General features: G+C 69.1%; 25 protein-coding genes. 8 read left to right on the forward strand and 17 right to left on the reverse strand.

What is annotated here, in order from left to right; genetic code table 11:
• Positions 1-59: 59 nt before the first annotated feature.
• The 4 genes from leuS to ACFVSL_RS14320 all read left to right on the forward strand — a co-directional run bounded on the left by leuS (position 60) and on the right by ACFVSL_RS14320 (position 6116).
• Positions 60-2633, forward strand: a complete 2574-nt coding sequence (leuS, locus tag ACFVSL_RS14305) for a leucine--tRNA ligase (protein ID WP_386941644.1) — start codon at positions 60-62, stop codon at positions 2631-2633.
• A 148-nt stretch (positions 2634-2781) separates the two neighbouring features.
• Complete coding sequence (locus ACFVSL_RS14310; RefSeq protein WP_386941645.1) at positions 2782-4356, forward strand: glycosyltransferase; 1575 nt, start codon at positions 2782-2784, stop codon at positions 4354-4356.
• A gap of 131 nt (positions 4357-4487) precedes the next feature.
• A complete protein-coding gene (locus ACFVSL_RS14315; RefSeq protein ID WP_386941646.1) occupies positions 4488-5165 on the forward strand; it encodes a helix-hairpin-helix domain-containing protein in 678 nt (225 codons plus the stop codon).
• The gene (locus ACFVSL_RS14320; RefSeq protein ID WP_386941647.1) at positions 5166-6116 is read left to right on the forward strand and encodes a hypothetical protein; all 951 of its coding nucleotides are present in this window, start codon (positions 5166-5168) and stop codon (positions 6114-6116) included.
• Between the two features lie 1366 nt (positions 6117-7482).
• Here ACFVSL_RS14320 and ACFVSL_RS14325 read toward each other — a convergent pair.
• From ACFVSL_RS14325 to ACFVSL_RS14365, 9 genes are all read right to left on the reverse strand, one after another.
• The gene (locus tag ACFVSL_RS14325) at positions 7483-7791 is read right to left on the reverse strand and encodes an HNH endonuclease (RefSeq protein WP_386941648.1); all 309 of its coding nucleotides are present in this window, start codon (positions 7789-7791) and stop codon (positions 7483-7485) included.
• Positions 7792-7850: 59 nt separating this feature from the next.
• Entirely contained in the window at positions 7851-9644 is a 1794-nt protein-coding gene (locus tag ACFVSL_RS14330) for a hypothetical protein (RefSeq protein WP_386941649.1), read from the reverse strand.
• A gap of 138 nt (positions 9645-9782) precedes the next feature.
• Positions 9783-10367, reverse strand: coding sequence for a hypothetical protein (locus ACFVSL_RS14335; protein WP_386941650.1), 585 nt, complete (start codon positions 10365-10367; stop codon positions 9783-9785).
• Complete coding sequence (locus ACFVSL_RS14340; protein WP_386941651.1) at positions 10364-10597, reverse strand: hypothetical protein; 234 nt, start codon at positions 10595-10597, stop codon at positions 10364-10366. Before ACFVSL_RS14340 ends, ACFVSL_RS14335 begins: the two co-directional genes overlap by 4 nt.
• Positions 10594-10761, reverse strand: a complete 168-nt coding sequence (locus ACFVSL_RS14345) for a hypothetical protein (RefSeq protein WP_386941652.1) — start codon at positions 10759-10761, stop codon at positions 10594-10596. Before ACFVSL_RS14345 ends, ACFVSL_RS14340 begins: the two co-directional genes overlap by 4 nt.
• Before the next feature lie 43 nt (positions 10762-10804).
• A complete protein-coding gene (locus ACFVSL_RS14350) occupies positions 10805-11119 on the reverse strand; it encodes a hypothetical protein (RefSeq protein ID WP_386941653.1) in 315 nt (104 codons plus the stop codon).
• Complete coding sequence (locus ACFVSL_RS14355) at positions 11112-11345, reverse strand: WhiB family transcriptional regulator (RefSeq protein WP_386941654.1); 234 nt, start codon at positions 11343-11345, stop codon at positions 11112-11114. The genes ACFVSL_RS14350 and ACFVSL_RS14355 overlap by 8 nt, the downstream gene beginning before the upstream one ends.
• Positions 11342-12364 (reverse strand): AAA family ATPase, encoded by a 1023-nt coding sequence (locus ACFVSL_RS14360; RefSeq protein ID WP_386941655.1) that lies wholly within the window; start codon positions 12362-12364, stop codon positions 11342-11344. The genes ACFVSL_RS14355 and ACFVSL_RS14360 overlap by 4 nt, the downstream gene beginning before the upstream one ends.
• Complete coding sequence (locus tag ACFVSL_RS14365) at positions 12361-12759, reverse strand: hypothetical protein (RefSeq protein ID WP_386941656.1); 399 nt, start codon at positions 12757-12759, stop codon at positions 12361-12363. Before ACFVSL_RS14365 ends, ACFVSL_RS14360 begins: the two co-directional genes overlap by 4 nt.
• A gap of 402 nt (positions 12760-13161) precedes the next feature.
• On the opposite strand from ACFVSL_RS14365, the gene ACFVSL_RS14370 reads away from it, so the two are divergent.
• On the forward strand, positions 13162-13347 hold the full coding sequence (locus ACFVSL_RS14370) for a hypothetical protein (protein ID WP_386941657.1): 186 nt from the start codon (positions 13162-13164) through the stop codon (positions 13345-13347).
• Between the two features lie 270 nt (positions 13348-13617).
• On the opposite strand, the gene ACFVSL_RS14375 is transcribed toward ACFVSL_RS14370, so the two are convergent.
• The 3 genes from ACFVSL_RS14375 to ACFVSL_RS14385 form a co-directional block, all read right to left on the reverse strand.
• Positions 13618-13818: a hypothetical protein gene (locus tag ACFVSL_RS14375; RefSeq protein WP_386941658.1), complete on the reverse strand. Its 201-nt coding sequence runs from the start codon at positions 13816-13818 to the stop codon at positions 13618-13620.
• Positions 13815-14261, reverse strand: a complete 447-nt coding sequence (locus tag ACFVSL_RS14380) for a hypothetical protein (RefSeq protein ID WP_386941659.1) — start codon at positions 14259-14261, stop codon at positions 13815-13817. Before ACFVSL_RS14380 ends, ACFVSL_RS14375 begins: the two co-directional genes overlap by 4 nt.
• Before the next feature lie 62 nt (positions 14262-14323).
• The gene (locus ACFVSL_RS14385) at positions 14324-15691 is read right to left on the reverse strand and encodes a recombinase family protein (protein ID WP_386941660.1); all 1368 of its coding nucleotides are present in this window, start codon (positions 15689-15691) and stop codon (positions 14324-14326) included.
• Positions 15692-15723: 32 nt separating this feature from the next.
• Here ACFVSL_RS14385 and ACFVSL_RS14390 point away from each other — a divergent pair, with 32 nt between their 5' ends.
• Positions 15724-17343 (forward strand): ComEC/Rec2 family competence protein, encoded by a 1620-nt coding sequence (locus tag ACFVSL_RS14390; RefSeq protein WP_386941874.1) that lies wholly within the window; start codon positions 15724-15726, stop codon positions 17341-17343.
• Between the two features lie 47 nt (positions 17344-17390).
• On the opposite strand, the gene ACFVSL_RS14395 is transcribed toward ACFVSL_RS14390, so the two are convergent.
• Positions 17391-18893 carry a M1 family metallopeptidase gene (locus tag ACFVSL_RS14395; RefSeq protein WP_386941661.1) on the reverse strand — a complete coding sequence of 501 codons (1503 nt, stop codon included), beginning with the start codon at positions 18891-18893 and terminating at the stop codon, positions 17391-17393.
• Between the two features lie 287 nt (positions 18894-19180).
• On the opposite strand from ACFVSL_RS14395, the gene ACFVSL_RS14400 reads away from it, so the two are divergent.
• Together ACFVSL_RS14400 and holA are read left to right on the forward strand one after the other, a co-directional pair.
• Positions 19181-19627 carry a DUF6389 family protein gene (locus ACFVSL_RS14400; RefSeq protein ID WP_386941662.1) on the forward strand — a complete coding sequence of 149 codons (447 nt, stop codon included), beginning with the start codon at positions 19181-19183 and terminating at the stop codon, positions 19625-19627.
• A 139-nt stretch (positions 19628-19766) separates the two neighbouring features.
• A complete protein-coding gene (holA, locus tag ACFVSL_RS14405; protein ID WP_386941663.1) occupies positions 19767-20738 on the forward strand; it encodes a DNA polymerase III subunit delta in 972 nt (323 codons plus the stop codon).
• Positions 20739-20910: 172 nt separating this feature from the next.
• Here the strand turns inward: holA and rpsT are convergent, their stop codons facing one another.
• The 4 genes from rpsT to ACFVSL_RS14425 all read right to left on the reverse strand — a co-directional run bounded on the left by rpsT (position 20911) and on the right by ACFVSL_RS14425 (position 23955).
• Positions 20911-21171 carry a 30S ribosomal protein S20 gene (gene rpsT / locus ACFVSL_RS14410; protein WP_386941664.1) on the reverse strand — a complete coding sequence of 87 codons (261 nt, stop codon included), beginning with the start codon at positions 21169-21171 and terminating at the stop codon, positions 20911-20913.
• Between the two features lie 121 nt (positions 21172-21292).
• Positions 21293-22102, reverse strand: a complete 810-nt coding sequence (locus tag ACFVSL_RS14415; protein ID WP_386941665.1) for an alpha/beta fold hydrolase — start codon at positions 22100-22102, stop codon at positions 21293-21295.
• A gap of 3 nt (positions 22103-22105) precedes the next feature.
• On the reverse strand, positions 22106-22729 hold the full coding sequence (locus ACFVSL_RS14420; RefSeq protein WP_386941666.1) for a response regulator: 624 nt from the start codon (positions 22727-22729) through the stop codon (positions 22106-22108).
• Positions 22726-23955, reverse strand: a complete 1230-nt coding sequence (locus tag ACFVSL_RS14425; RefSeq protein WP_386941667.1) for a sensor histidine kinase — start codon at positions 23953-23955, stop codon at positions 22726-22728. Before ACFVSL_RS14425 ends, ACFVSL_RS14420 begins: the two co-directional genes overlap by 4 nt.
• Positions 23956-23973: the final 18 nt, after the last annotated feature.

The following is a 23973-nucleotide window of genomic DNA, read 5'->3' on the forward strand; positions in this document are numbered from 1 at the left end:
CGGCGCGCCCTGCAGACCCCGCGGCGGAGCCCGCCGAGCGACAGACGATTGAGAGTCACGTGGCACACGATCACGACCCTGCACACGCCGAACCCGGCGCGTACGACTTCGCCGCCATCCAGGCGAAGTGGCTTCCCGTGTGGGACGAGCTCGAGCCGTTCCGCGCCGGGTCGTCGGGCGACACGCGACCCCGCAAGTACGTGCTCGACATGTTCCCGTACCCCTCCGGAGACCTGCACATGGGTCACGCCGAGGCGTTCGGCTTCGGCGACATCGCCGCGCGCTACTGGCGCCACCAGGGCTTCGACGTGCTGCACCCGATCGGCTGGGACTCGTTCGGCCTGCCGGCCGAGAACGCGGCGATCAAGCGCGGCGCCGACCCTCGCGAGTGGACCTACGCGAACATCGCGCAGCAGAAGGCCTCGTTCCGCCAGTACGCGCCGAGCTTCGACTGGTCGCGCGAGCTGCACACGAGCGACCCCGAGTACTACAAGTGGAACCAGTGGCTGTTCCTGAAGCTCTACGAGAAGGGCATCGCCTACCGCAAGGCGGGCCAGGTCAACTGGTGCCCCAACGACCAGACCGTGCTCGCGAACGAGCAGGTCGTCGACGGCCACTGCGAGCGCTGCGGGGCCGTCGTCACGAAGAAGGCGCTGACGCAGTGGTACTTCCGCGTCACCGACTACGCCGATCGCCTGCTCGACGACCTCAACCAGCTCGAGGGCAGCTGGCCGTCGAAGGTCGTCTCGATGCAGCGCAACTGGATCGGCCGTTCGGCCGGTGCCGACGTCGAGTTCGAGATCGAGGGCCGTGACGGCCGGGTGCCGGTGTTCACGACCCGCCCCGACACCCTCTACGGCGCGACGTTCATGGTCGTCGCGGTCGACTCCGAGCTGGCCGCCGAGCTCGCCGGCGGCGCCTCGGCGGAGGTGCAGCAGCGCTTCGGCGACTACCTCGACTCGGTGCGCGCCGAGAGCGACATCGAGCGTCTCGCGACCGATCGCCCGAAGACGGGCGTGTTCCTCGAGCGCTATGCGATCAACCCGCTGAACGGCGAGCGCCTGCCGATCTGGGCGAGCGACTACGTGCTGGCCGACTACGGTCACGGCGCGATCATGGCCGTGCCCGCGCACGACCAGCGCGACCTCGACTTCGCGCGCGCCTTCGAGCTGCCCGTGCGCGTCGTCGTCGACACCAACGCGCCCGTCACCGGCGTCATCCCCGTCATCCCGCTCGATGAGAACGGCGTGCCGTACCTCCCCGAGGACCTGCCGCCGCTCGACCCGGCCGGCACCGGCGTCGCCCTCACGGGCGAGGGCCGCCTCATCAACTCGGGCCCGCTCGACGGACTCTCGAAGTCGAACGCCATCCGCCGTGCGATCGAGATCCTCGACGAACGCGGCACCGGCCGTGCGGCGAAGAACTACCGTCTGCGCGACTGGCTGATCTCGCGCCAGCGCTTCTGGGGCACGCCCATCCCGATCATCCACTGCTCCGACTGCGGCGAGGTGCCGGTGCCCGAGAGCGAGCTGCCGGTGCGCCTGCCCGACGCGGCGGGCCTCGACCTGAAGCCGAAGGGCTCGAGCCCGCTCGGCGCGGCCGAGGACTGGGTGAACGTCGCCTGCCCGAACTGCGGGGGTGCGGCCAAGCGCGACTCCGACACGATGGACACCTTCGTCGACAGCTCGTGGTACTACCTGCGGTACCTGAACGCGAACGACGACAGCCGGGCGTTCGACCCGGCCGAGGCCGAGAAGTGGGCGCCCGTCGACCAGTACGTCGGCGGCGTCGAGCACGCGATCCTGCACCTGCTCTACTCGCGCTTCATCACGAAGGTGCTGTTCGACCTCGGCTACCTCGGCTTCACCGAGCCGTTCACCTCGCTGCTGAACCAGGGCATGGTGCTCATGGACGGCTCGAAGATGTCGAAGTCGAAGGGCAACCTGGTCGAGTTCGCCTCCGAGCTCGCCGCCCACGGCACCGACGCGCTCCGCGTGACGCTCGCCTTCGCCGGCCCGCCAGAGGACGACATCGACTGGGCCGACCTGTCGCCCGTGGGCTCGGCGAAGTTCCTCGCGCGCGCCTGGCGCATCGCCGGCGAGGTCACCTCGTCGCCCGAGGTCGACTGGTCGACCGGCGACCGCGCGCTGCGCCGCATCACGCATCGACTGCTCGCGGATGCTCCGGGGCTCGCGGAGGCGTACAAGTTCAACGTCATCGTGGCACGCCTCATGGAGCTCGTGAACGCGACCCGCAAGGCGATCGACTCGGGGCCCGGGGCATCCGATGCCGCGGTGCGCGAAGCGGCAGAGGTGACCGCGATGGTGCTCGACCTGTTCGCGCCGTACACCGCCGAAGACATGTGGCAGCGCCTCGGCTACGAGCCGACGGTCGCGCTCGTGCCGTGGCGCAAGGCCGACCCCGCGCTCCTCATCGAGGAGCAGGTCACCGCGGTCGTGCAGGTCGACGGCAAGGTGCGCGATCGCCTCGAGGTCTCGCCGAAGATCTCGGCCGACGAGCTCGAGCAGCTCGCGCGGGCCTCGGAGGCCGTGATTCGCACGGTCGGCGACCGCGAGGTCGTCAACGTGATCGTGCGCGCACCGCGCCTCGTCAACATCGCGACGCGCGGCTGACGAGTGCCGTGACGACGTGGCCGGCGGCAGCGCTGCCGGCCACGTTCAGCCCCCGCCAAGGCGCCGCCGATAGCGTCGGAGGATGACGTTCGGGGGCGGCATCGCGGGTTCTGGTCGAGTTCGGATGCCACGGGGGAATCACTTCGCGGTGACCTGGTCGATCCCCGACGACTACGGCGGCATGACCGGCGCGCTGCTCGCCCGCTCGTCGTCGTTCGCGCGGCTGGGCGGTGTCGAGGTCGGCGTGCTCACCTTCGATGCACGCCCCGACACTCGCGAGCTCGAGCAGCGGCTGCGCGACCGCGGAGCGATCGCCGACGGCGTCACGGTCGTCAACCTCTACGAGTGGCTCCGTGCGAACCCGCTGCCCGGCGGTCGCCTGCGGCTCGAACGCGACGTCTTCACCCCGCTCGCCGACCACGAGACCGACGACACGACGGCGCGAAGTGGTCGAGTCGTGGCGAGGATCCGCCGCGATGCCGACGGCCGGGTGCTGCAGATCGACCATCTGCGCGACGACGGCAGCCTCGTGCTCAGCGACCGCAGGGACGCCCGCGTGCGCGGCGTGCTCGGTGGGCGCTCGCTCGTGCTCTGCGACGGCGAAGGGCGGCCGGTGCGCTCTTGGCGCCGCGCGTGGCCGCTCTACACCGCCTGGCTCGACGCGCTCACGGCGTCGACCCCGAGCTTCATGATCGTCGACAGCAAGACGATCGCGCCCTTCATGCTGAGCTACCGGCGTTCGCACGTCGTGACGGCCCACGTGGTGCACGCCTCGCACCGTGGCGCACCGGGGGGAGGGCACCCGGTGCGCGAGTCGCGGCGGGAGGTGTTCGAGCATCTCGACGACTTCGATCTCGTCGCGCTGCTGTCGCGCCGGCAGGCGGCGGAGGTCGCCGAGATCACCGGCCCGCACGAGCACCTGGCCGTCATCCCGAATGCGCGGCCGCCGCGCGACTCCGACGGGCCGCGCGCGCCCGGACGGCGGGCGAGCGACGCGCTCCGGCCGGTCGGGGCGGGCGTCGTGCTCGCCTCGCTGACCTCGCGGAAGCGGGTGTCGGACGCGATCGAGGCGGTCGCCGCGGCCTCCGCGGCGGGGCCGCGCGGGGATGCGACGCTGCGCGGACGACCGTCGCCGCTCACGCTCGACGTGTACGGCGACGGCGAGGAGCGCGAGCTGCTCGAACGGCTGGCCGCCGGCACGCGGGGCGTGCGACTGCACGGCTTCGCGCCCGATGCGCGCCGGCACCTCGAGGAGCGCTCGTTCCTCGTCCTGACCTCGCGCTCGGAGGGCTTCCCCCTCGTGCTGGTCGAGGCGATGGCGGCCGGCTGCATCCCGATCGCGTACGACATCCGCTACGGCCCGGCCGACCTCATCCGCGACGGGAGGAACGGGCTCCTCGTGCCGAGCGGCGACGTCGAGGCCCTCGCCGCCGCGATCGGCTCGCTCCAGCGGATGCCGCCGAGGCGGGTCGCGTCCATGCGACGGGCCGCGCGGCGCAGCGCACGGGCGTTCGACGAGCGCCGGGTGGTCGCGACGTGGGCGCGCGAGCTGTCGTGGGCGCGGGCGCGCCGCGAACTCCGTCGCTCGCACCGGGTGCCGCGGCTCCGGGCCGCGCTGCAGCGCGTGCCGTTCGGGCCGCGGGTACGACGCATCGCCGTTCGGGCGCAGGCCGTGGTCGGGCGCCTCGGGGTCACCGGTCCGCGGTCGCGGCGGACGCGCTGACCGCGTCGGGCGCGAGCGTGGAGCAGGCCGCGCGTCGGTGACTCCTCCTCGACAGCCGGAGTGAGCCGCGGGCTCCCCGTCGCCGCCTGCCGAGCGATGATTCCGGGCCCGCGCGATCGTAGATTTCGGGGATGCCGCCGCCAGCACCGACCGACCCGCTCGCCGCGCTCGATCCCTCGGCGCGGCGGGCGTCGGCCCGCGTGCGACTCGGCGTCGGTGCGGCCGTCGCCCTCTTCATCGCCGCGGTCGCCGTCGCCGCGATGCTGTCGTTCACGAGCGCGGGCGGGGGAGCCCAGCCGAGCATCTCCTTCTCGGACTCGGGCGGCGACGGGGGAGCGGGCGGCGCCGACGCGGCGACCGCGGCCGGCGCCTCGCCGTCGGTGGTGCTCGTGCACGTCCTCGGCGCCGTCGCCGAGCCGGGGCTCGTCGAGCTCGACGAGGGTGCCCGGGTCGTCGATGCGATCGCCGCCGCCGGTGGACTGTCCGCCGATGCCGATCCCGCAGGGGTGAACCTCGCGCGCGCGGTCGCCGACGGGGAGCAGCTGGTGGTGCCGGTCGTCGGGGCGACGCCGGCGGAAGGTGCGGGCGCGGGCGTCGGCGGCGGCGCACCCGCCGACGGCAAGGTGCATCTCAACACGGCCGACGTCGCCGAGCTCGACACCCTGCCGCGCATCGGGCCGGCCCTCGCCCAGCGCATCATCGACTGGCGCGAGGCCAACGGGCCGTTCACGAGCACCGAACAGCTGCTCGATGTCGCGGGCATCGGCGACGCCGTGTACTCGGGGCTCGCCGACCTGGTCGCGCCCTGAATGCGCGACGCGAGGCTGGCCGCACCCGCCGTCTCCGCCTGGGCGGCGGCGTGGGCGGTGGTCGCCGCACCCGACGCCGGGATCCCGGCCTGGATGCCGCTCCCGGCGCTCTGGGGGCTCGCAGCGATGCTGCTCGTCGTCGCGCTGCTCGGGCGGGGGTCCGGGAGGGAGGCCGGCCGCGGGCTCGACCCGCGAACCGTGCGTCCGCGGCTCGTCGGCGCGGCCGCGACCGCGTCGATCGCCGCCGTCGCGGCCGCGCTCGTCGCGACCTCGGCCGGCATCGCCCTCTCCGCCAGGGACGCCTCGCCGCTGGCGACGGCGGCGGTAGCGCGATCGACCGTCGACGTCGTCGTGGAGCTCACCGCGGCGCCGCGCGCGATGGCCTCGGTGATGCCGGCGTGGGCGGCGCCGACCGCGTCGGCCGATCAGCGCGGCGACGGCGGGCCGATGATGCAGGCACGCTCGTCGATGCGCATCGAGGGACGTCTCCTGAGCGTCGACGGGGCGCCGGTCTCGCCCGTGCCGGTGAGCGGCGTCGTGGACGCGGTGCCGTCGACGCTCCAGCTCGGCGCCAGGCTGGCGTTCACGGCCCGCGCGTCGCCCGAGCCCTCGGCCGAGGCATCCGCGTTCAGGTTGCGGGCGCAGTCCGAGGTCGAGGTGGCCGCGCCGCCCGTATGGCTCGCGTGGAGCGCGGGCCTCCGGACCGGCTTCGCCGACGCGGCCACCCGACTCGAGGGCGACGGCGGCGCGCTCGTGCCCGGTCTCGCGATCGGCGACACGAGCGCGGTGGGCGAACCGCTGGACGCGGCGATGAAGGCGAGCTCGCTAGCCCGTCTTTATTTACCCCACGCGGCAATCGAAGACACAGCGCCGGGGAGTTTTCCACGACCGGGGAGCGCCCACGGGTCGTCCTTGGGCTTGGTGAGGTGTGCGACGACCTCGGACGGGTAGAACCGCCACGCGCGACCAATCCGGAAGCCTGGAATGCATCCCTCAGGGGTCGGACGTTCCTCGGATGCCTTCGCGTAGACCGTCTGCTCGTGGACGCTAAGTATCCCAGCAAGTTCGCGCACAGTAACGGCCTTCTCATTCCCAGCGTCGCTCATGGGAGTCAGTGTGCTGGAATCCCGGTCGCGTCGTCCACTTCTCCCGGAGTAGTGGCTTTCCGCGTCTACGCTCGTTCGTATGGATGAGATCCCCGCGTCGGAGCCGGATTGCCCGACCTGCGGAACCCGCACGATCGCGACCAAGGGCGGTATCTACGTGTGCCGGGCGTGCAAAGTCCCGGTGCATCCTGCGGTGGGGCTTCCGTAGAATCAGGGGCATACTCGCGCGGGCCGGCGCCCCTACAAATGGAGCCCCCCATGGTTCAAGACGCCCCCCGCTGGCATCCCATCCTCGCCGCCGTAGAAGGCCCCGTAGGCACTTGGCGGATGATCGACACACTCGGCGCACAGTACGGCCTCATACGGCTCGTCAGGGTCAATGGAGAGCCCAAGTACCGTGCGGAGATGAAAGGCCGTCACATCGGCTACGGAAACTCGCTACGCCTCACCTGCGAACGCATTCACCAAGCTTTCATCCACTCGAACCAACCAGGCGGGCGAATCGGATGGGAAAGCATGAGCGACGCCGAACAACGAGCCCGACGAGACGGCCGCGCGAACCCCGTACCCCCGGCCGCTCTCGCCAGATAGGGGCTGTGAGAAATCGTCCCCCCGGGTCTGGGAATTCACACCCCGGGGTGTTGAACATGCAACACCTGCCCAGTGATCCATCCCCCCGCCAAGACCGGCCCGAACGACTTTCGAGGATCGTCCGATAGTAGGTAAGAGGCTCGCGACCAGTGAGCCACCCGGAAGATCGGAAAGCACATGTTCGTAGCGATGGGACCACTCTTCGACTGGCAGATCAACTGCGCGCACGAGCGCACGCGATGGGAGAAGACTTGGCACGGCTACTTGCTGCATCAGGTCTGTCTCGCATGCGCGGCACAAGACCGACGGCCCCGAAGCTGGGCCGGGGCCACCCACCCCGTCCCCCCGCCAGCCCTCGCCGGGTAGGTGCTGTGTCTCGCTGCCTGTGTAAATTCCAAACATTTGTCACGCGCGCGCGCGCGAGGGAGCCGCTGTAACGGATATCTCGGCACGCGGGGATCTGCGGCCATGATCGTCGGCAGCGCGAGCTCAACTCGCACGGGCCCCGAATCGCTCGCTGACGCTGTATCTGACGGCGGCGAAGGGCGATTCCCCCAGACCCGTACACGGCTTTTCCATCAGCCCCTCTGAGGCGAAGGCGTGGGTGGGGAGGGGGTGGCCTACCGGAGGCCTGGGTGCGCCTCTGGGGGGCGCTTGGTGGTGCGTCGCGGTCGTGGTGCTGCGTTGGCTTCTCTGCTGGTCTTGCGTTGGTGATGCCACTTGCAGAGCGTCTGCATGTTGTCGAGCTCGTCGGTGCCGCCTTGCTTGACGTTGACGATGTGGTCGCACTCGAGGTTGGTGGTTTCGGGGCAGCGTGATCCGTCTGCCATTCGTGCAACGCACTGGTTGCCGTCGCGCTTGAACACCTGCGCGCGCAGGCGCTTCCAGGCGGGGGTGCTCGTTCGGGTGGGGGTGTTGCTCCATGGCATGGGGCGTCCTTTCGATCGGGGTGGGGGTGACAGATGTGTCACCCCCACTTGAGTTGTTGCTACCCCACGCCGAGCGCGGAGTTGCTGATGTTCCTGGAACCGAGCGCCGCCTGAACAGCCGACATCGGAACCTTCGAGCTCGCTGCCGTAGCGTCACGAATCTCTGCAAGCAGCCGGTACAGGATCGGGTCACGACCGAACGCAGTCGACGGGGCAGCAGACGCAGAACGGACGCCGGCGCGAGCGGCGGTCGAGATACCAGCAACCGCGGCAGCCTGCACACCAAACCCAAGGGTCGGCGCGATCGCCTCATCATGGATGCCGCCCGCGAACTGCTCCATCAGCGCCTGACCGCCCGTGTACACGTCACGCCAACCCGAACCCGAGAACGGACCGCGTTCGGCGGGCGAGTGCGGGAAGAACCCGGCAGCCCAATCCAGCACCCCACCGACAGCGTCACCAACGCCGCCGATCATGGAGGTGATCCCGTCAATGAACCCCTGAATGAGGGACTGACCGGAATCGACGAGGAGGTGTCCGAGGTCACCGATCGCGTCGTGCGCTCTACTCGGTAGTGAGGTCACGAACCCGACCGCTTCACTGATCCTGGTGTTGACCATCGTGACGAAGTTGGCGAAGTGGCCGGCCGCGGTCCCGACGAACCAACCGATCTCGGACGCGATGTCGGTGATGGAACCACTTGCACCCATCACGTCGTCGGCGAACTCGGTGAACGTGGTGTCTCCCTGCAACAGGTCGAGGAGGCCTGACAGGAATCCCGTGAGAGCGGCTGTGTTGGACGCCCAGTCGATGACGAGTGGTGAGATCGCGATCAAGAGATCCAGGATCGGGGGCAGCACCTCGGTTCCAAGCGTCACCAGCTCGGGGATCATTGGCGCGATCGCGACGAACAGTTCACCGAACTTCGGGGCTGCTTCCGCGAGCGCGTCGGCGAGGATCGGGCCTACGATTCCGACGGTTTCGTGCAGGGCCGGGATGAGGCTCTCGTTCGCGACCGCCACGAGCTGCGTAAAGGCTGGCAGGAGGTGTGCCCCGAGTTCGGCCTGCACGTTTGCGAGGTTCGACGCGAGGATCTTCTGCTGATTTGCCGCTGAGCCGGACGTGCGCTCGTAGTCGCCGATCACGTCGGCGGACTGGGCGAAAATCTCCGCCTGTGCTGCGAGGACACGCTGCTGCTGGGTGAGAGAACCGTTGCCGTCGTAGATGCCCATCGACAGGGCTTGTGCCTTCAGCGTGGCTTCGTCGAGCAGGACACCGTACTGGCGGATGGGTTCAGACTCGCCCCGGAGGGCGGCGCCGATCGCAGTAATCGCGTCCTCTGGGCTGGTGTTGTAGAAGGACGCGAAGTCGGTCCCGAGGCCCGCGAGGTCGGTCGAGAACGTCGCGAGGTCGCTGCCGGCAAGTCCCGCGGCTTTCCCGAAGACGCCGAACGTTTGCGCGGCCTGCAACGCCTGCAACTGGGTCTGCCCGAGAACCTCCGCGCCCTGGCTTGCCCACTTGTCGATCGATGCGCTTGCTGTGTCACCGAAGACCTGCGCGACGGCCGACTGTGTTTCGGAGATGTCGCCGGCAATATCGATGCCACCCATCCCGAAGTCGATGCCGGTACGGATCGAGTCGCCGATGAGGTTGCCGATGCCGAGAGCTACGAGGCCCGCACCGAGCCCCGCGACACCGGCCAGAACGCCCGTCTTAAGCCGTCCGCCCGCATCGTTGCCGATGTCAGTGAACGCGGTGGTGAGTGCCCCGGATTGCTGACGGACCGCTGCTGCGGTGCCGCTCATTGACGGGACGAGTGAGTAGTACGCCGTGGCGAGTTCGACTGCTGCCATGGCTGCTCCTTCCTGTGGAAGAAGCCCGCCGCTCAGAATGAGCGACTCAAAGAATGAGCCCGGAAACAAGGACTTCAGAAATGTGTAGTTGGTGGATGGGGAGCCGCCCCGACGACGGCTCCCCGGCTTAGGACCGGATCAGAAACCCGAGATCGTTCCAGTCACCGTCGGTCGGCGAAGGAAGTCAGGGCTGGACGGCCAACGAACGTTCGTGTTCTTCCACTGCGGGTCGAACGCGTGCACCCAACCGCGGGTGCCTTCTGCGTAGACGAGTTCCTGTCGGAGGGCTTCGAACGCGGCCTGCGCATCGGCAACCTGCCCCCGCAGCTTCGCCTCGGCATTCTCCGCATGCTCGAGGACAGCATCCCGGTTGTCGTGCACCCAGTCGGCAGCCTCGCGACGCACTCGCTCGAGCGTCATCTGCGCTACCCGCGACCGCTCTTCCGCATCCTCACGGTCCTTCGCCAACTTCTCCCGGTGCGCGTGCCCGTTGATCGTCTTCCCGGAGCGGGCGGCAGCGATCACGGCATCCTCATCAGCCTTGCGAGCCTGGAAGTCAGGATCGCCGGCATCGCCCGCGTGCACGTTCTTGAAGAGTCGGCTATGGGCTGCCTGAGCGGCCGTCACCTCGGATTGCCACTTGCTGAGTTCACCGAAGATCTTGCGGCCGGCCTCATTCGGCAGCCACTTCGGGTCAGGTGCGTTCGTGGGCAGTGCAGTCATTCTGCGTTCCTCTCGTCGTAGTTGATTCGGCCCTCGGCTTGGGCCGTGGTGATTTCGTCGAAGCGTCGTTCTTCGTAGAGCTTCCGAACGTCTTCGCGCGTCAGGATTGGGCCCGGCTCATGGGGGGCCGGTATCCCGAGCACGTCATTCAGTTGGCCGGCGTCCTGCGCGGCCACGATCTGTGCGGGCGTCATGCCTTTCAGGTCGTCCCTCGTCAGTTGTTCGGTCATGCTGCTTCTCCGTTCACATAGATGCGGCGGAAACGTTCAATCCCCGCCTCGATTTCTTGCTGCTGCTGATCACGAACTGCACGCCGGTCGAGGTAGCGTTGCCGGCCGAACGCTTCCCGCCTCTCGGCCCACTGACGGTGCAGAGCAGACGCAAGCGCCAACATCGGCCCACCCTCGGAGCCCTGATACCTCGGACCTGCGTTCGCGTTACGCCTGGGCATCGAACCTCCTCGCGACATCGTCGAAAAGCATTCGCTCGCGAACCTTCTCAATCAGCTCTCTGCTCGACGGGTGCATCGCAAGGATGAGCGTGAAGGCGACCGAAAGCCGCCCGATGATCTGCCCGAACAGGTCAGCGCGTTGCGACTGAGGGACCGCGTTCAACGCGCGGTCCACGGCTTGGAGCGCAGCAAGTGGGGTGCCGCCCTCTTCGAGGAATCGGGATACCGTGTTCGTCGCGATCGACTGGATCGCAGCAGCGGGCAACACCGCTTCTCCCGGAGAAGTGTTTTCGTCAGTCATGATTCGTTCCTCGTTTCCGACCAGCCCAGAAGCCTGCGGCGGGTCTTCCTTCTTGCGCGTACGCCTCGCACGCGGCCCGCAGGGGGCACATGGTGCAGAGTTCGCGACATTCGATTGCGTCGGGCTGACTGAGTTGGTCGGCTACGAAGCGGGGATCGTTGAGGCATAGCGGTTCCGTGCGTTGCATGGCCTCTTGCAGTGCGGTCCAAGCCGCTTCGCCCCTCATGCGACGAACTCCAGAGGGGTGTCAGAAGTGTCAGGTTCGTTAGAACTACCCTCGAAACTCACAGAGCTAACGGAACTAACAGGCCCGTAGAGACCTCTCTGGAGCTTCACGATTCGCCCACCCTCGGCGGCTCGCTGGAGGTAAACATCGACCTTCCCCGCGATACCAGGGAGACCCTGTTTGAGATCCTTCGGAGAGACGCCCTGCGGATGCTTCTGCACCTCGGCGATCAGGGTTGCCATGTCGCTGCCAACGTTGTCGGTCGCCTTCGCGTCGGACTGTGCAACAGCGGCGGCCTCGAGCGAGTCGCCTACGAGCGTCCAGCGGTGCCCGTCGAGCTCAACCCGGTATTCACCCTCGGCGGCGTCGCGGGAGGTCACTGACAGGCAGCCAGTGGTCTCCGTACGGTTGCGTCGCAAGACGACGATGCTGTCAGCCGAACCCGCGAGGCCCTGCGTGCCGCTCACCATGTCCAGGAAGTCCTCCGAGACCGCCTTTCGGGTGTGGTGCACCGCAACCAAGGACGACCCCGGGTTACTGTCCGTCAGCGCCTTGAGCTCGCCACCAACGCGGTAGTCACGGGCATAGTCCGTCTCGCCGCCGCGGGCAGACCGTTCGACCTTGCCGAGCGTGTCGAGGATGATGACCGGGTTCGTGCCAGCGGCGTCCGCCATCCAACGCCTGAGCGTTTCGATCGGGTCGCCGGGAAGCATCGTCGCGAAATCGAGATGTGTCGGACCCTCCGTCACTCCGAGAGCGTGCAGACGCGATTGGAGCCGTCGGGGACCGTCCTCGAGTGCCGCGTACAGCACAGGCCGGCGACGCCCGACCGGCAGCTTTCCGAGTGCGGTTCCTCCTGTCGCGATCTGGAACGCAAGGTCGAGTGCGAACCATGACTTTCCGGCCTTCGGAGCCCCCGCGAGCAGCGTGAAGCCTTCAGGGATCACACCCGGCACGGCGTACTGCACGGCCGGGAAATGCTGCGACATCAGCCATGTCGCGTTAAACACCCCGTTCACAGGGAACCTCCCTCGGTGTTGAGGAACCGTTCCCATTCGGCTGCGAAGTGTTCATCCATGCGTTGCTGGATGATGCGCGCACGATCAGCCGGGTTGAAGGCCTGCACGTAGAGCCTGTCTGCTTCGAATTGAAGGCGGGCAATGGTCAGCTCAGCCGATTTGATGCCTGCCGCGTGACCGAGCGTGTAGAACCCTGCGAGCGCCGGGGTCAGCTCGTGGAGCCCGGTTCGGCCGTGGATGAGATCCCAGAGTGCGCCGTCGAGCGCCTTCTCCACGCTGGCGCCGATCAGGTGCGGTCTCGCCCGGTTCGGCTCATCGCCCGATACGATTGATTCAGAGAGATTTACCTTGGCCGTCCGGTTCGTCCCCGGGCGGCTTTCTCGTTCTGCGCTCAAGCGGCAACACCACCCCGAAGCAGCGAGGCAATGCGCTCGCGCTGGTCAACGGTGAGCGGGGGAGCGGAAGAAACGATTCGCTCGATGTATTGCTCGAGTTTCGCAGCAGCAAGATCTCGGCGAGCATCGAGAACGTCCGGATCATCGGCGCTTCGTGAACGGCTGAGGGCAGCGATGCGAGCGCGAGGGCTAGCGATCGACGGAGATGGTGCGGCGACCAACATGGAAACGCCTCCAGAGCATGAGGAATATCCCTCTGCTTGGAGGCTCTTGCAACCGGGGAGCCTGGAACTATCAGTTCAAACGATTTTCTCGCGGCCCTAACTCCGTGCGCGTATAGGGTAGCAGCTACCACCCTTTAGCGCATCTTCGCTACGGTGTGTCCGGATTTGCGTGGATCAAGTGGATGAGCTCAATCTCAGTTACTCCGACAACCGCAAGCCCTGTGAAGGCCTTATCGAACGCACGTGGATTCGCTATCACTCTCCGCAACCGGCACGTATCGCATTTCAACACCCAGCGATTCCGCAGCCGTTCATCGAAGGCGTGGTGGCGCGTTTCTTCGCGTCCGACCCACTCGTCACCTGAGAGCCATTGCGACGCTGTGCCGGCTGTGTGCTGAAGATTATCGTCAGATGGGTCGCTATAGCCCGACACGCTCGCAGACCAGGTGACATTGTCGCCGTCGATGCTCGGGATGAACGTCGCGATGCGCCACTTTGCGTGGGTGCCTTCACCTGAACAGTAGACGGACACGAAGGGGAGTTCGTCAGGGTCGGAACGCTTTGTCACGGCGTGCGCCTTCGGATACGGTTGCCACTTCTTCTTGCGAGTCATCGTCTCCCGGCTCCCCAGTAACTACTTCGAGCCCCGTTCCCGAAGCCCCTCGATCCAGTCGTCAATATCGGTCTTGCGGAACTTGATCCGCTTCGAATCCCCAACGGGGGTGATCATCTTCTGGTGGCGCAGCTCGTCGATGTCGCGCAGGCTGCCGTCGATGTACGCGGCAGCCGTCTCACGAGTCATCAGCGCCGGCCAAGCCTCCATCCGGATGATCATTCTGCGACTCGTTCCAGAACGGCGTACCTGTACGGTTCGGGGTAAGTCTCTTCGGGTGACCCCATGTTGACAGTAGCCACAAGTTCCCACACTCCGCGCCGAATCCTGTGCAGATCGCCGTCGAGCTCGTCCCGCCACTCGTGACCCTCGGGAGGAACCGTCGGGTGAATGCTCGCCCACTGCTCGACGCCGAGCAGTGAGACGTGGTCGAAGCGGTCGCCCTTGAAGTGCTCGGAGATGTAGTAGCGGGTCTCGCCGCTTGCGTTGGCATAGCCGTTGGGGATGATGTCGAACTCGGCCCCGTTTGTTGCCAGTTCCGCAAGCTCGGTGGCAGTCTCCTCGAGTTTCACGGCCTGACGCATCAACTCGTCGGCGAGGGTGTCCAGGTCAGGGAGTGCACTGATGACCTTCTCGACTGTCGGCGTAATCTTGTTGGTGTTCATGATTCCTCCGTTGAATCGTGTTCCATGCCCCCGGCCTGCTCCAACAGGTGCGGGGGTTTCACTCATAGCCCGGTTGGGCTACGCCACTCGATCCGAATCGAACTCGGATCGAAAGTTCTCGACACCTGCTTCTCGATCGTGATTTGCATCAGTGATCGGATGATCAATCGTTTCTGCGTCAGCGATAGTCCAGACCATCTGCCGGGGACATCGTCTGCTAGTTCGGCAAGGGGAAGCCCCTCGACGCCTCGGACCGCCTCGATACGGGCATCCAGGGCATCCAGTTTCGCGCGAAGTGGTTTGGCTGCCTCGCGCACCGCATGAGCGTCCAAGGTTCCGTCTGCCATTAGGTCGGCGAGATCTTCGAGACGCGCAGCGTAGGTGGCCCGCTCGGCGTTAAGCGCCTCCACGGGCTCGGCCTGAGGGCGTAGTGAATCAAGCGCATCTGGCTGGGTAAGTCGTGCGATCGCGACTCGCTCGACGAGGTCGTCGACTCGGGCCGCGCTCCGGGAAACGCAGAGCTTCGCATTGCAGACGTACGAGAGACGATCATCCCGCCTCTTCGTGTAGATCACTCCGCCGCACTCGCCGCACCGGGCGATCCCGCTGAGAAGGTGCTTTGCCGATGTGAACGTGGACTTTCGCTTCCGTTTCGCAGCAGCGGTTTGCCACCTTCGCCAGTCGCTCTCGGCGATGATCGGCTCCCATTGAGGGGGTGCGCCCAACTCCACACCGTTGTATGACGTGATGCCGGCATACCGCGAGTTGGTGAGGAGGTCGCGGAGCGTCGGGATCGTCCATTCATTGCCGCGGGGTGTGAGGATGCCGCTTCCGTTCAACCACCGATGGAGGCTGTGCCGCGATTCGCCTTGCTCGTAGTACCGCATCATCAGGTCGCGGACCACCGAGGCTTCCTCTGGCACCACGACTACCGCCGTGCCTTCGCGGCGATAGCCAAAGGGGCGGTGTGAGAAATGCCAAATGCCGGCTTCGGCGCTTTGGCGGTACGACGCTTTCTGCCGGGCGGTTCGGTGTTCACCTTCGAACGTCGCAACGTTCGCGAGGTTTCGTGCGAACAGGCGCCCGGATGGGGTATTGAGATCGAAATCGCCCGCCTGGACCGTGACAATTTGCAGGCCCTTTTCAGCGGCATCGATGATCCGCTCGAGGTCACGACTTCGGCGATACAGGCGATCAGTGTGCCAGACCACCACGGTGCTAACGACTCCTGCCTCGACGAGCGATAGGAGGCGTTCGAAAGACGGACGGCGAACACCAGAGGTCGCCGACGTGTCGTTGTCACTGAGCTCTTCGGCGATTGCGATGTTCTTACGTGCGGCGAGCGCCCTGCATTCATCCAATTGGCGCCCGACCCCGGCTGCTTGGCCGGTCTTGTCTAGGGACTGCCGCGTGTAGATGACCGCGCTCATGGGATGAGGGTAACAGGAAACGTCTCAGTTCGCTGAGCCACCTCACCGCGGTGTCGGGCGCGAACTGCGCGATCATCACCGCCGCCGCCTTCGCGCTGGCCGCAGCGCTGGGGATGCGGCGTGGCATCCGCGTGGTCGTCGCCCTGCTCGCGCTGGGCGCGTTCGTCGTGCTGGTGACGCCCGAGTCGAGCGTCGTCAGGGCCGCGGCGATGGCGGTCGTCGTGCTCATCGCGGTCGCGGCCGGGCGACCCGGCGGCGGACTCGCGGCCCTCGCGCTGGCCGTCGTGGTGCTGCTCGTCGTCGACCCCTGGTACGCGCGCGACTACGGATTCGCGCTGTCGGTGGGCGCGACCGCCGGGCTTCTGCTGCTCGCCGCGCCGCTCTCGCGGGCGCTCGCACGCGTGATGCCGGTGCCGCTCGCCGTCGTGCTGGGGGTGCCGCTCGCCGCGCAGCTCGCGTGCCAGCCGGTGCTCGTGCTGCTCGACCCGGCGATCGCGGTCTACGGGGTGCCGGCGAACCTGCTCGCGGCGCCGGCCGCACCGGTGGGCACCGTCGCCGGCCTCATCGGATGCCTGCTGCTGCCGGTGCTGCCCTCGCTCGGTTACGCCGCTATACAGCTCGCGTGGCTGCCGGCGCAGTGGATCGCGGTCGTCGCGCACACGACCGCAGCGATGCCGGGCGGGCGCCTGCCCTGGCTTCCGGATGCGCCGGGCGCGCTGCTGCTCGCGGTGTGCACCGCGCTGGCGCTGCGGCTCTCGCTCGGGCGCCCGCTCGCTCGCCGCGCACGGGCGCTCATCGCCGGTGCCCTCGTCGTCGCCGTCGCGATCCAGGTGGGCGTCGTGGTCGGTGGGCCCGCCGTCACCCGTGCGCTGCGACCGGGCGACTGGGTGGTCGCCGCCTGCGACGTCGGGCAGGGTGATGCCGTGATCCTCCGCTCCGGGGACGCCACCGCGTTGATCGACACCGGGCCCGACCCGACCGCGCTCACCCGGTGCCTCCATCTGCTCGGCATCGAGCGCATCGACCTGCTCGTGCTCACCCACTGGGACGCCGACCACGTCGGCGGCGTCGCCGCGGTCGCGGGCATCGTGTCGACCGTGCTGCACGGGCCGCTCGACGGCGAACGCTCATCGCGAGCGCTCGACCCGCTCGTCGCCTCGGGTGCCCAGGCGATCGAGGTGACGGCCGGCGCCCACGGTGCGCTGGGTTCCAGCCGGTGGCGCACGCTCTGGCCGCGGCCCGACACCCCGCCGGGCAACGACGCGAGCGTCGTGCTCGAAGTGATGGCGACGAGTTACCACGGGGTGTTCCTCGGCGATCTCGGCGAGGACGCGCAGCGGCGCATGCTCACCGACTCGGGTCTCGGGCACGTCGATCTCGTGAAGGTGGCGCACCACGGCTCGGCCGACCAGCGCGACGCCCTCTACGAGCGGATCGACGCCGACGTCGGCCTCATCGGGGTCGGCGCCGACAACGGGTACGGACACCCGACGACCCGACTGCTCGAACTGCTCGATCGCGTCGGCACGGTGCCGCTGCGCACCGACGTGTCGGGCACGATCGCGCTCTCGCCCGCCGAGGGCGGCATGCGGGTGTGGAGCGAGCGCGGCGAGGCCGGCGCGTCGGCGCTCCGCCACCCTCGGGGCGGGTGAGGCATCCGCAGGAGCGCGGCCTGCGTCGATCGACGAACTCGGCCGGGCTACGGCGTCGTCCACGTGGCGGGCGGCTTCACCTGGTCGAACAGCCAGACCTGGAAGAACTCGTCCAGGTCGGTTCCCGCGACCTCCTCGTACACCGCCTGGAAGTCCTCCGTCGTTCCGGTCGAGTCCCCGTGGCGTTGGAGCCACAGCCGGGCGGCCTCGAAGAACGCCTCGTCGCCGACCTCGACGCGAAGCGCGTGGACTGCGGCCGCACCACGATCGTAGACCTGCCCGTCGAAGAGGCCGGTCGGGCCGGGGTCGCCGACCTGGAACTCCCAGTACTCGGGGGAGCGCGACGCACCGTACCACTCGTCGTACTTCACCTGCACGGGTTGCTCGGCCCGCTCGGCCCACCACATCCATTCCAGGTATGTCGCCCATCCTTCGCTGAGCCAGACGTCGCGCCACCGCTCGGGGCTCACGGCGTTGCCGAACCACTGATGGGCGAGCTCGTGGGCGACCGTGAACTCGTCCGTGCGCTTCGCGTAGATCGGTCGGGTCTGGGTCTCCATCGCGTAGCCGACTCCGTCGTCGTCGACGATCGCGCCGAACGAGGCGAACGGGTACGGGCCGAACCTGGCCGAGAACAGGTCGAGCATCCCGGGTACGCGCGAGAGGCTGACGGTCGTGACGGCTCGGTCGATGCCGGTGACGTCCTCGTCGAGGTAGTCGAGGATGGGCACTCCGTCGTGAGACACGACGGGCAGCTGGAGCTCGTAGTCCCCGACCGCGACCGTCGTGAGATAGCTGGCTTGAGCGTCCGGGGCGTCCCAGCGCCACGTGGTCCATCCGGCTTCCGTCACGGGGTCTCCCGACGGGAGACCGTTGGCCACCGCGGTCTTGCCCTCGGGGACCGTGATCTCGAAGGAGTACGTGGCCTTGTCGGTCGGATGGTCGCTGACGGGATACCACGTCATCGAGGTCGACGGCAGCCCCGAGGCGATCCCGCCGTCGGGAGTGGTGACCCAGCCGGTCTTGAAGGTCGAGGTGTTCCAGAACATCACGCCCGTCGGGCCGCCGTACTCGACCACGAGTCGCACCTCCTGTCCGGCCTTGAGCTTCGGCCGTGGCTGAACGACGAGTTCCCAGACGCCGGCGTCGTCGTCCTGGACCTGCCAGTAGGCGGCGCCTTCGACGGCGGCGCCGGGCGTCGGCGGATCGATCGCCGGCACCGGCTTCCCGTCGATCGCGAGCGAGTCGACGGCCATCCCGCGCAGGTCGAGGTCGAGGCGGTCGAGGTCCTGCGTCGCGACGAGGTCGATCGTGGCCACGCCGTCCAGCCGGCCCTCGAGCACCGCGAGCGGCGCCGGCGGCGCGTAGGCGATCTCGAGGTCGTAGTGCTCCACGTCGTATCCGCCGTTCCCGGCGTAGGGGTAGTAGACATCGCCGGCACCCTCGGCGCCCGGCGTGTACCGCCCGCCCGGCGCTGCTGCGGCACCGCCCGCTCCGATCGCGCCGACCGCCGCCACGACGGCGACGACCGCAGCGAGTGCGTTCGTCAAGGACCGCGTCATCATCGACCACCCCTCATCAGCCGACGGCCGGAACACCCCATGGCGGAGGCGGCCGCGGGTACGACACGCCGAAGCTAGCATCCATGTCCCGCGTCGGTCAGACCCCGTTCGGGGCTCGTCGAGCATCGCGCGCACCCGGCAGTACCGGCGCATGCGCGTGCCGTCACGGCACGTGCAGCCGAGCGAGCGGAGATCGCCGGGAGGCCGGCCGTGAGCCGGTAGAGTGCGACGGCGTGCGTCATCGTGCGTCTGGAGCAGAGGAGTCGTCGTTGCCCGTGGGATCCGCTGACTACCGCGACGCGCTCCGCGCGGCCCTCGACACCCGGTCGGCGGTCGCCGCCGAGCGGCTCGCCGCGATGCGCGCGATCGCGACCCCTGCGACCGCCGGCGTCGTCATCGAGCTGTTCACCGACCAGGACGCCGAGGGCACCTTCGGCGTCTGGGCCCGCTTCGACGGCGCCGACGCGTTCCGGCTCGACCGCGAGCTCGGCGACGAGCGCGAGCTCTTCGCGGTGACCTGGGGCGAGGACGGCTGGGAGCCCGAGGTCCCTGCCCGGCCGCGGGGCTGGTCGCGGGACGAGCTCGAGGCGGCCATCGCCGGCGTCGTCGCCGAGTGGCTCGACGGACTCGTCCCGGCCGAGGCATCCGAGCTCGACTGGGAGCTGGCGCGCCACGACGGCGCATCCGATACCGTCCCGCTCGGACCCTCGGCTCGCGACTGAGGCCGCCGCGCACCACCTCGCGATCGGCCGGCGCTCCGGCGTCGGCGGCCGACCCTAGACTTGACGTCGGAACAGGGAGGCACGGGTGGCAGCACGCGGAGCAGGCGCTTCAGCGCGAGCGAAGGTCGCGATTCCGCAGTTGGCGTGGCACGCCGTGCGGCCGGCGCCGATCGTGCTCGTCTCGGGGCCCGAAGACGTGCTCGCCGAGCGGGCGATCGGCATGCTGCGCGACTTCCTCCGCGCCGAGGACCCGGCGCTCGAGGTCAGCGACCTCGAAGCCGACGGCTACCGGCGCGGCGAGCTGCTCACGCTCGCGAGCCCGTCGCTCTTCGGCGAGCCCAGGCTCATCCGTGTGAGCGGGGTGGAGAAGTCGAGCGACGACTTCCTGCTCGACGCTCTCGAGTACCTCGAGCAGCCCGCCGACGCCACGACGCTCGTGCTGCGCCACCGCAGCGGAGTGCGCGGCAAGAAGCTCCTCGACGCGATCCGCGCGGGCGGCGGAGGCGGCATCGAGATCGTCTGCGCCGAGCTCAAGAAGGACGCCGAGAAGCAGGATTTCGTCGTCGCCGAGTTCCGCGCGGCGGGGCGCAAGATCGCGCCCGCCGCACTGCGCGCCCTCGTCGGGGCCTTCAGCGACGACCTGCGCGAGCTCGCCGCCGCGAGCCGCCAGCTGCTGTCGGATGCGCCAGGCGACATCACCGAGGCGGTCGTCGCGCGGTACTACGGCGGCCGGGTCGAGACGAACTCCTTCGCCGTGGCCGACGCGGCGATCGCGGGCCGGCACGGTGAGGCGCTGATCGCCCTGCGTCACGCCCTCGACAGCGGGGCAGACCCGGTGCCCATGGTCGCGGCCTTCGCCATGAAGCTCCGCACGATGGCGAAGGTCTCGGGCTCGCGCGGCGGCGGCGGCCAGCTGGCCTCCTCGCTCGGCATGGCGCCGTGGCAGGTCGACCGGGCCCGACGCGATCTCGTCGGGTGGACCGACGAGGGCCTCGGCGTCGCGATCGAGACGCTCGCCCAGACCGACGCAGCGGTCAAGGGCGCCGAGCGCGACCCGGTGTTCGCGCTCGAGCGCCTCGTCGGCGTCATCGCCGCCCGCGGGCGCCGCTGAGCGCGCGAGTCCCGCGCGCGAGAAGTGCCCGCGCCGCCGAAGCGTGCCCTTTTCCGCGGTTCCGGAGACGACGAAGGCCCCGCCGGAGCGGGGCCGCCTGTTTGCGCGGCTCCGGAGACGACGAAGGCCCCGCCGGAGCGGGGCCTTCAGCCGTACTGCAGTGCGACGCGACTCAGAGCGCGGCGGCCTGCTTCGCGATCGCCGACTTGCGGTTCGCGGCCTGGTTCTTGTGGATGACGCCCTTCGACACGGCCTTGTCGAGCTTGCGCGTGGCGACGCGCACGGCGGCGGTGGCCTTGTCCTTGTCGCCCGAGGCGATGGCCTCGCGAGCGGCGCGGACGACGGTCTTGACCTCGCTCTTCACGGCCTTGTTGCGCTCTTCGGCCTTGCGGTTGGTCTTGATGCGCTTGATCTGCGACTTGATGTTTGCCACGTGTGGTTCGTCTTTCGTTCTCGTGTGGGTACAGGATGTGCCGTCACGAGGTAGAGGGGCTCGTGCCCGGCGATCGTGCGGGGTGGGACCCACACGGCAAGCCAACAGACAACGATACCAGCTACGTGCGAGCGGCACCAATGCGGCGGACCGCGTCGCGGCGGCGGACGGCCGCGCGACGATCGAGCTCGGCGACGGCGCCGAGCACCACCGCGGTGAAGTCGTCGGGTCGCGTGAGGCTCACGAGGTGCGTCGCGCCGGGCACGATCACGAGCCGAGCGTCACGCGCGGCCCGCAGCAGGACGCGCTCCTGGAGGCGGAAGTGGTCGTACCGCCCGTTGACGAACCAGATCGGCACGCGCACCTTCGCGACGGCCGCGCGCGGATCGAGCCGCCCGACCGCGGTGAGCGCCGGAGCCATCACGTCGAGGGCGACGCCGCCGTCGACGATGTCGCGCACCGCCTCGCGGCTGAGGAAGATCGACGCCACCGCGTCGTTGAGCCCGCGCCCGCGGTCGGGCAGCCGCGCGATCGACGCGGCGATCGACTGGTAGGCGGCGAGCGCCGAGCCGCGGGGGAGCGTTCCGCACGAGGCCGCCACGAGCCCGTCGAGCCGATCGGGATGCCTCGCCGCGAACTCGATCGCGAGGTAGCCGCCGAGACTGAGCCCGACGAGCAGGCGCGGCACGGCGTCGTCGTCGTGCCCGCCATCGCCGCCCGCGCCCTCAGCGGCGCCCGGCGGGTTCAGCGCGGCGTCGATGATCGACATCGCCTCGTCGATCGAGAACTCGCCGCCGATACGCGAGCCGTGGCCGGGCAGGTCGATCGCCACCGCGTCGATCCCGTGCACCGCGAAGGCCTCGAGCTGCCTCCGCCACATCGTCGCCGAGGTGCGGATGCCGTGGACGAGCACGATGCGTGCGCGGGGCATCGTTCAGCCCGCCCTGATCGCCCCGAGTTCGCGGGCGCGCGCGACGGCCGCCGTGCGTGAACCGACGCCGAGCTTCGTGAAGATGTGCACGAGGTGCGACTTCACGGTCGCCTCGCTGAGGAACAGCGTCTTGCCGATCTCGCGGTTGGTGCGGCCTTCGGCGACGAGCGAGAGCACCTCGGACTCGCGCACCGTGAGGCGTTCGCCCGAGGACTGGGACGCGTCGAGCCGCGACGAGAGGCCCGGGGCGAGCGCCTGCTCGCCGACCGCGGCCGCGCGCACCGCGGCGAGCAACGTGTCGGGCGGGGCGTCCTTCAGCAGGTACCCGCTCGCGCCGGCCTCGATCGCACCGAGGATGTCGGCGTCGGTGTCGTAGTTCGTCAGCACGAGCACCCGGGGAGCGCCGGGCACCGCCCGGATGCGGCGGGTGGCCTCCGCGCCCTGCACGGTGCCGGGGAACTGGAGGTCCATGAGGACGAGGTCGACCGCGTCGCCCTGCGCGAGCCGCACGGCGTCCTCGGCGGTGGCGGCCTCGCCGACGACCTCGAGGTCGGCCTCGGACTCGAGCATCGCGCGGATGCCCGCGCGGACGACGGGGTGGTCGTCGGCGAGCAGCAGCCGGATCACGACGCCACCACCGGGATGCGCACCGAGAGCGCCGTGCCCTCGCCTGGGGCGGTCTCGAGGTCGACCGTGCCGCCGAGCTCCTCGGCCCGGCGGCGGATGGCGCGGAGTCCGAACTCGGCGGGGTCGGCGCGGCGGGCCACGGCCTCGGCGTCGAAGCCGAGGCCGTCGTCGACGACGTCGAGGGCGATCTCGTCGCCGAGGTAGCTCAGGGTGAGGGAGCAGGCGCGGGCGTCGGCATGGCGCAGCACGTTCGCGAGCGAGCCCTGCGCGATGCGGAGGAGCGCGGCGTCGACGGACATCGGCAGCAGCACGGGCTCGCCGCTCGTCGCGAACTCGACCCGGGTGCCCGCGCCGGCCTGGCTCGCCTGCTCGTTCACGGCCTCGGTGAGGCGGCGGAGCGCGGACGGGAGCGTCTGCTCGTCGAGCGACGGCGGGGTGAGCTCGCGGATGAACCGGCGCGCCTCGCCGAGGTTCTCGGCGGCGGTCTCACGGGCGAGCCGCAGCTTCTCGCTCACCCGCTCGTCGTCGACGTCGCGCTCGGCGGCGTGCAGCAGCATCTGGATGCTCGAGAGCCCCTGCGCGACGGTGTCGTGGATCTCGCGGGCGAGCCGCTCGCGCTCGGCGAGGGTGCCGGCCTCGCGGCTCGCCGCCGCGAGCTCCTCGCGGGTGGCGATGAGGTCGAGGATGAGCGCCTGGCGCTCCTGCGTCTCCTGCGACATGGCCCGGTAGCCGAGCCCGATCACGATCGCGACGCCCGCGCTGATGAGCGGTCCGAGGATCGATCCGACCTCGAAGCCGAGATGGGTGGCCGTGCCCCACACCGAGAGGCCGAAGGTGATGACGACGAGCGGCACCGAGATCGGCGCCGCGAGCACGTGCAGCTCGAGGAAGAAGAGCGGGAAGGCGAGGAACGCCGCGTCGGGCGTCAGTGCCGACATGCCCACCCAGAGCGCCAGGAGCGATGCGAGCCAGAGCACGCGGGCGAACGTCGGCAGGTGCCGGTGCGCGGTCGCGATGCCCGCGCCGTAGCAGGCGAGGAAGGCGACGGCGAGGATGGTGATGGGCACCTCGGCCTGGTCGTCGACGAGCAGGGCGCGCACGACGACGAAGAGCGTGAGTCCGACGACGAGGAGGTGGAGGCCGAGCCGGAGCGCGACGAAGACCGGCCGCAGCGCCGATCGCGCCACGCGCTCGTCGCCCAGGAGGGGGGTCTCAGCCGTCGTCATGGTGCTTCGAGCGTAGTC

This window comes from Agromyces sp. NPDC058064, from assembly GCF_042885275.1.
Lineage (GTDB): Bacteria > Actinomycetota > Actinomycetes > Actinomycetales > Microbacteriaceae > Agromyces.

Excerpts from the sequence above, each read along its gene's own strand:
- ACFVSL_RS14315 (WP_386941646.1), top strand. The coding sequence starts at position 4,488 with ATGCCGCCGCCAGCACCGACCGACCCGCTCGCCGCGCTCGATCCCTCG.
- ACFVSL_RS14320 (WP_386941647.1), top strand. The coding sequence starts at position 5,166 with ATGCGCGACGCGAGGCTGGCCGCACCCGCCGTCTCCGCCTGGGCGGCG.
- ACFVSL_RS14325 (WP_386941648.1), bottom strand. The coding sequence starts at position 7,791 with ATGCCATGGAGCAACACCCCCACCCGAACGAGCACCCCCGCCTGGAAG.
- ACFVSL_RS14330 (WP_386941649.1), bottom strand. The coding sequence starts at position 9,644 with ATGGCAGCAGTCGAACTCGCCACGGCGTACTACTCACTCGTCCCGTCA.
- ACFVSL_RS14335 (WP_386941650.1), bottom strand. The coding sequence starts at position 10,367 with ATGACTGCACTGCCCACGAACGCACCTGACCCGAAGTGGCTGCCGAAT.
- ACFVSL_RS14340 (WP_386941651.1), bottom strand. The coding sequence starts at position 10,597 with ATGACCGAACAACTGACGAGGGACGACCTGAAAGGCATGACGCCCGCA.
- ACFVSL_RS14345 (WP_386941652.1), bottom strand. The coding sequence starts at position 10,761 with ATGTTGGCGCTTGCGTCTGCTCTGCACCGTCAGTGGGCCGAGAGGCGG.
- ACFVSL_RS14350 (WP_386941653.1), bottom strand. The coding sequence starts at position 11,119 with ATGACTGACGAAAACACTTCTCCGGGAGAAGCGGTGTTGCCCGCTGCT.
- ACFVSL_RS14355 (WP_386941654.1), bottom strand. The coding sequence starts at position 11,345 with ATGAGGGGCGAAGCGGCTTGGACCGCACTGCAAGAGGCCATGCAACGC.
- ACFVSL_RS14375 (WP_386941658.1), bottom strand. The coding sequence starts at position 13,818 with ATGATCATCCGGATGGAGGCTTGGCCGGCGCTGATGACTCGTGAGACG.
- ACFVSL_RS14380 (WP_386941659.1), bottom strand. The coding sequence starts at position 14,261 with ATGAACACCAACAAGATTACGCCGACAGTCGAGAAGGTCATCAGTGCA.
- ACFVSL_RS14385 (WP_386941660.1), bottom strand. The coding sequence starts at position 15,691 with ATGAGCGCGGTCATCTACACGCGGCAGTCCCTAGACAAGACCGGCCAA.
- ACFVSL_RS14415 (WP_386941665.1), bottom strand. The coding sequence starts at position 22,102 with ATGCCCCGCGCACGCATCGTGCTCGTCCACGGCATCCGCACCTCGGCG.
- ACFVSL_RS14425 (WP_386941667.1), bottom strand. The coding sequence starts at position 23,955 with ATGACGACGGCTGAGACCCCCCTCCTGGGCGACGAGCGCGTGGCGCGA.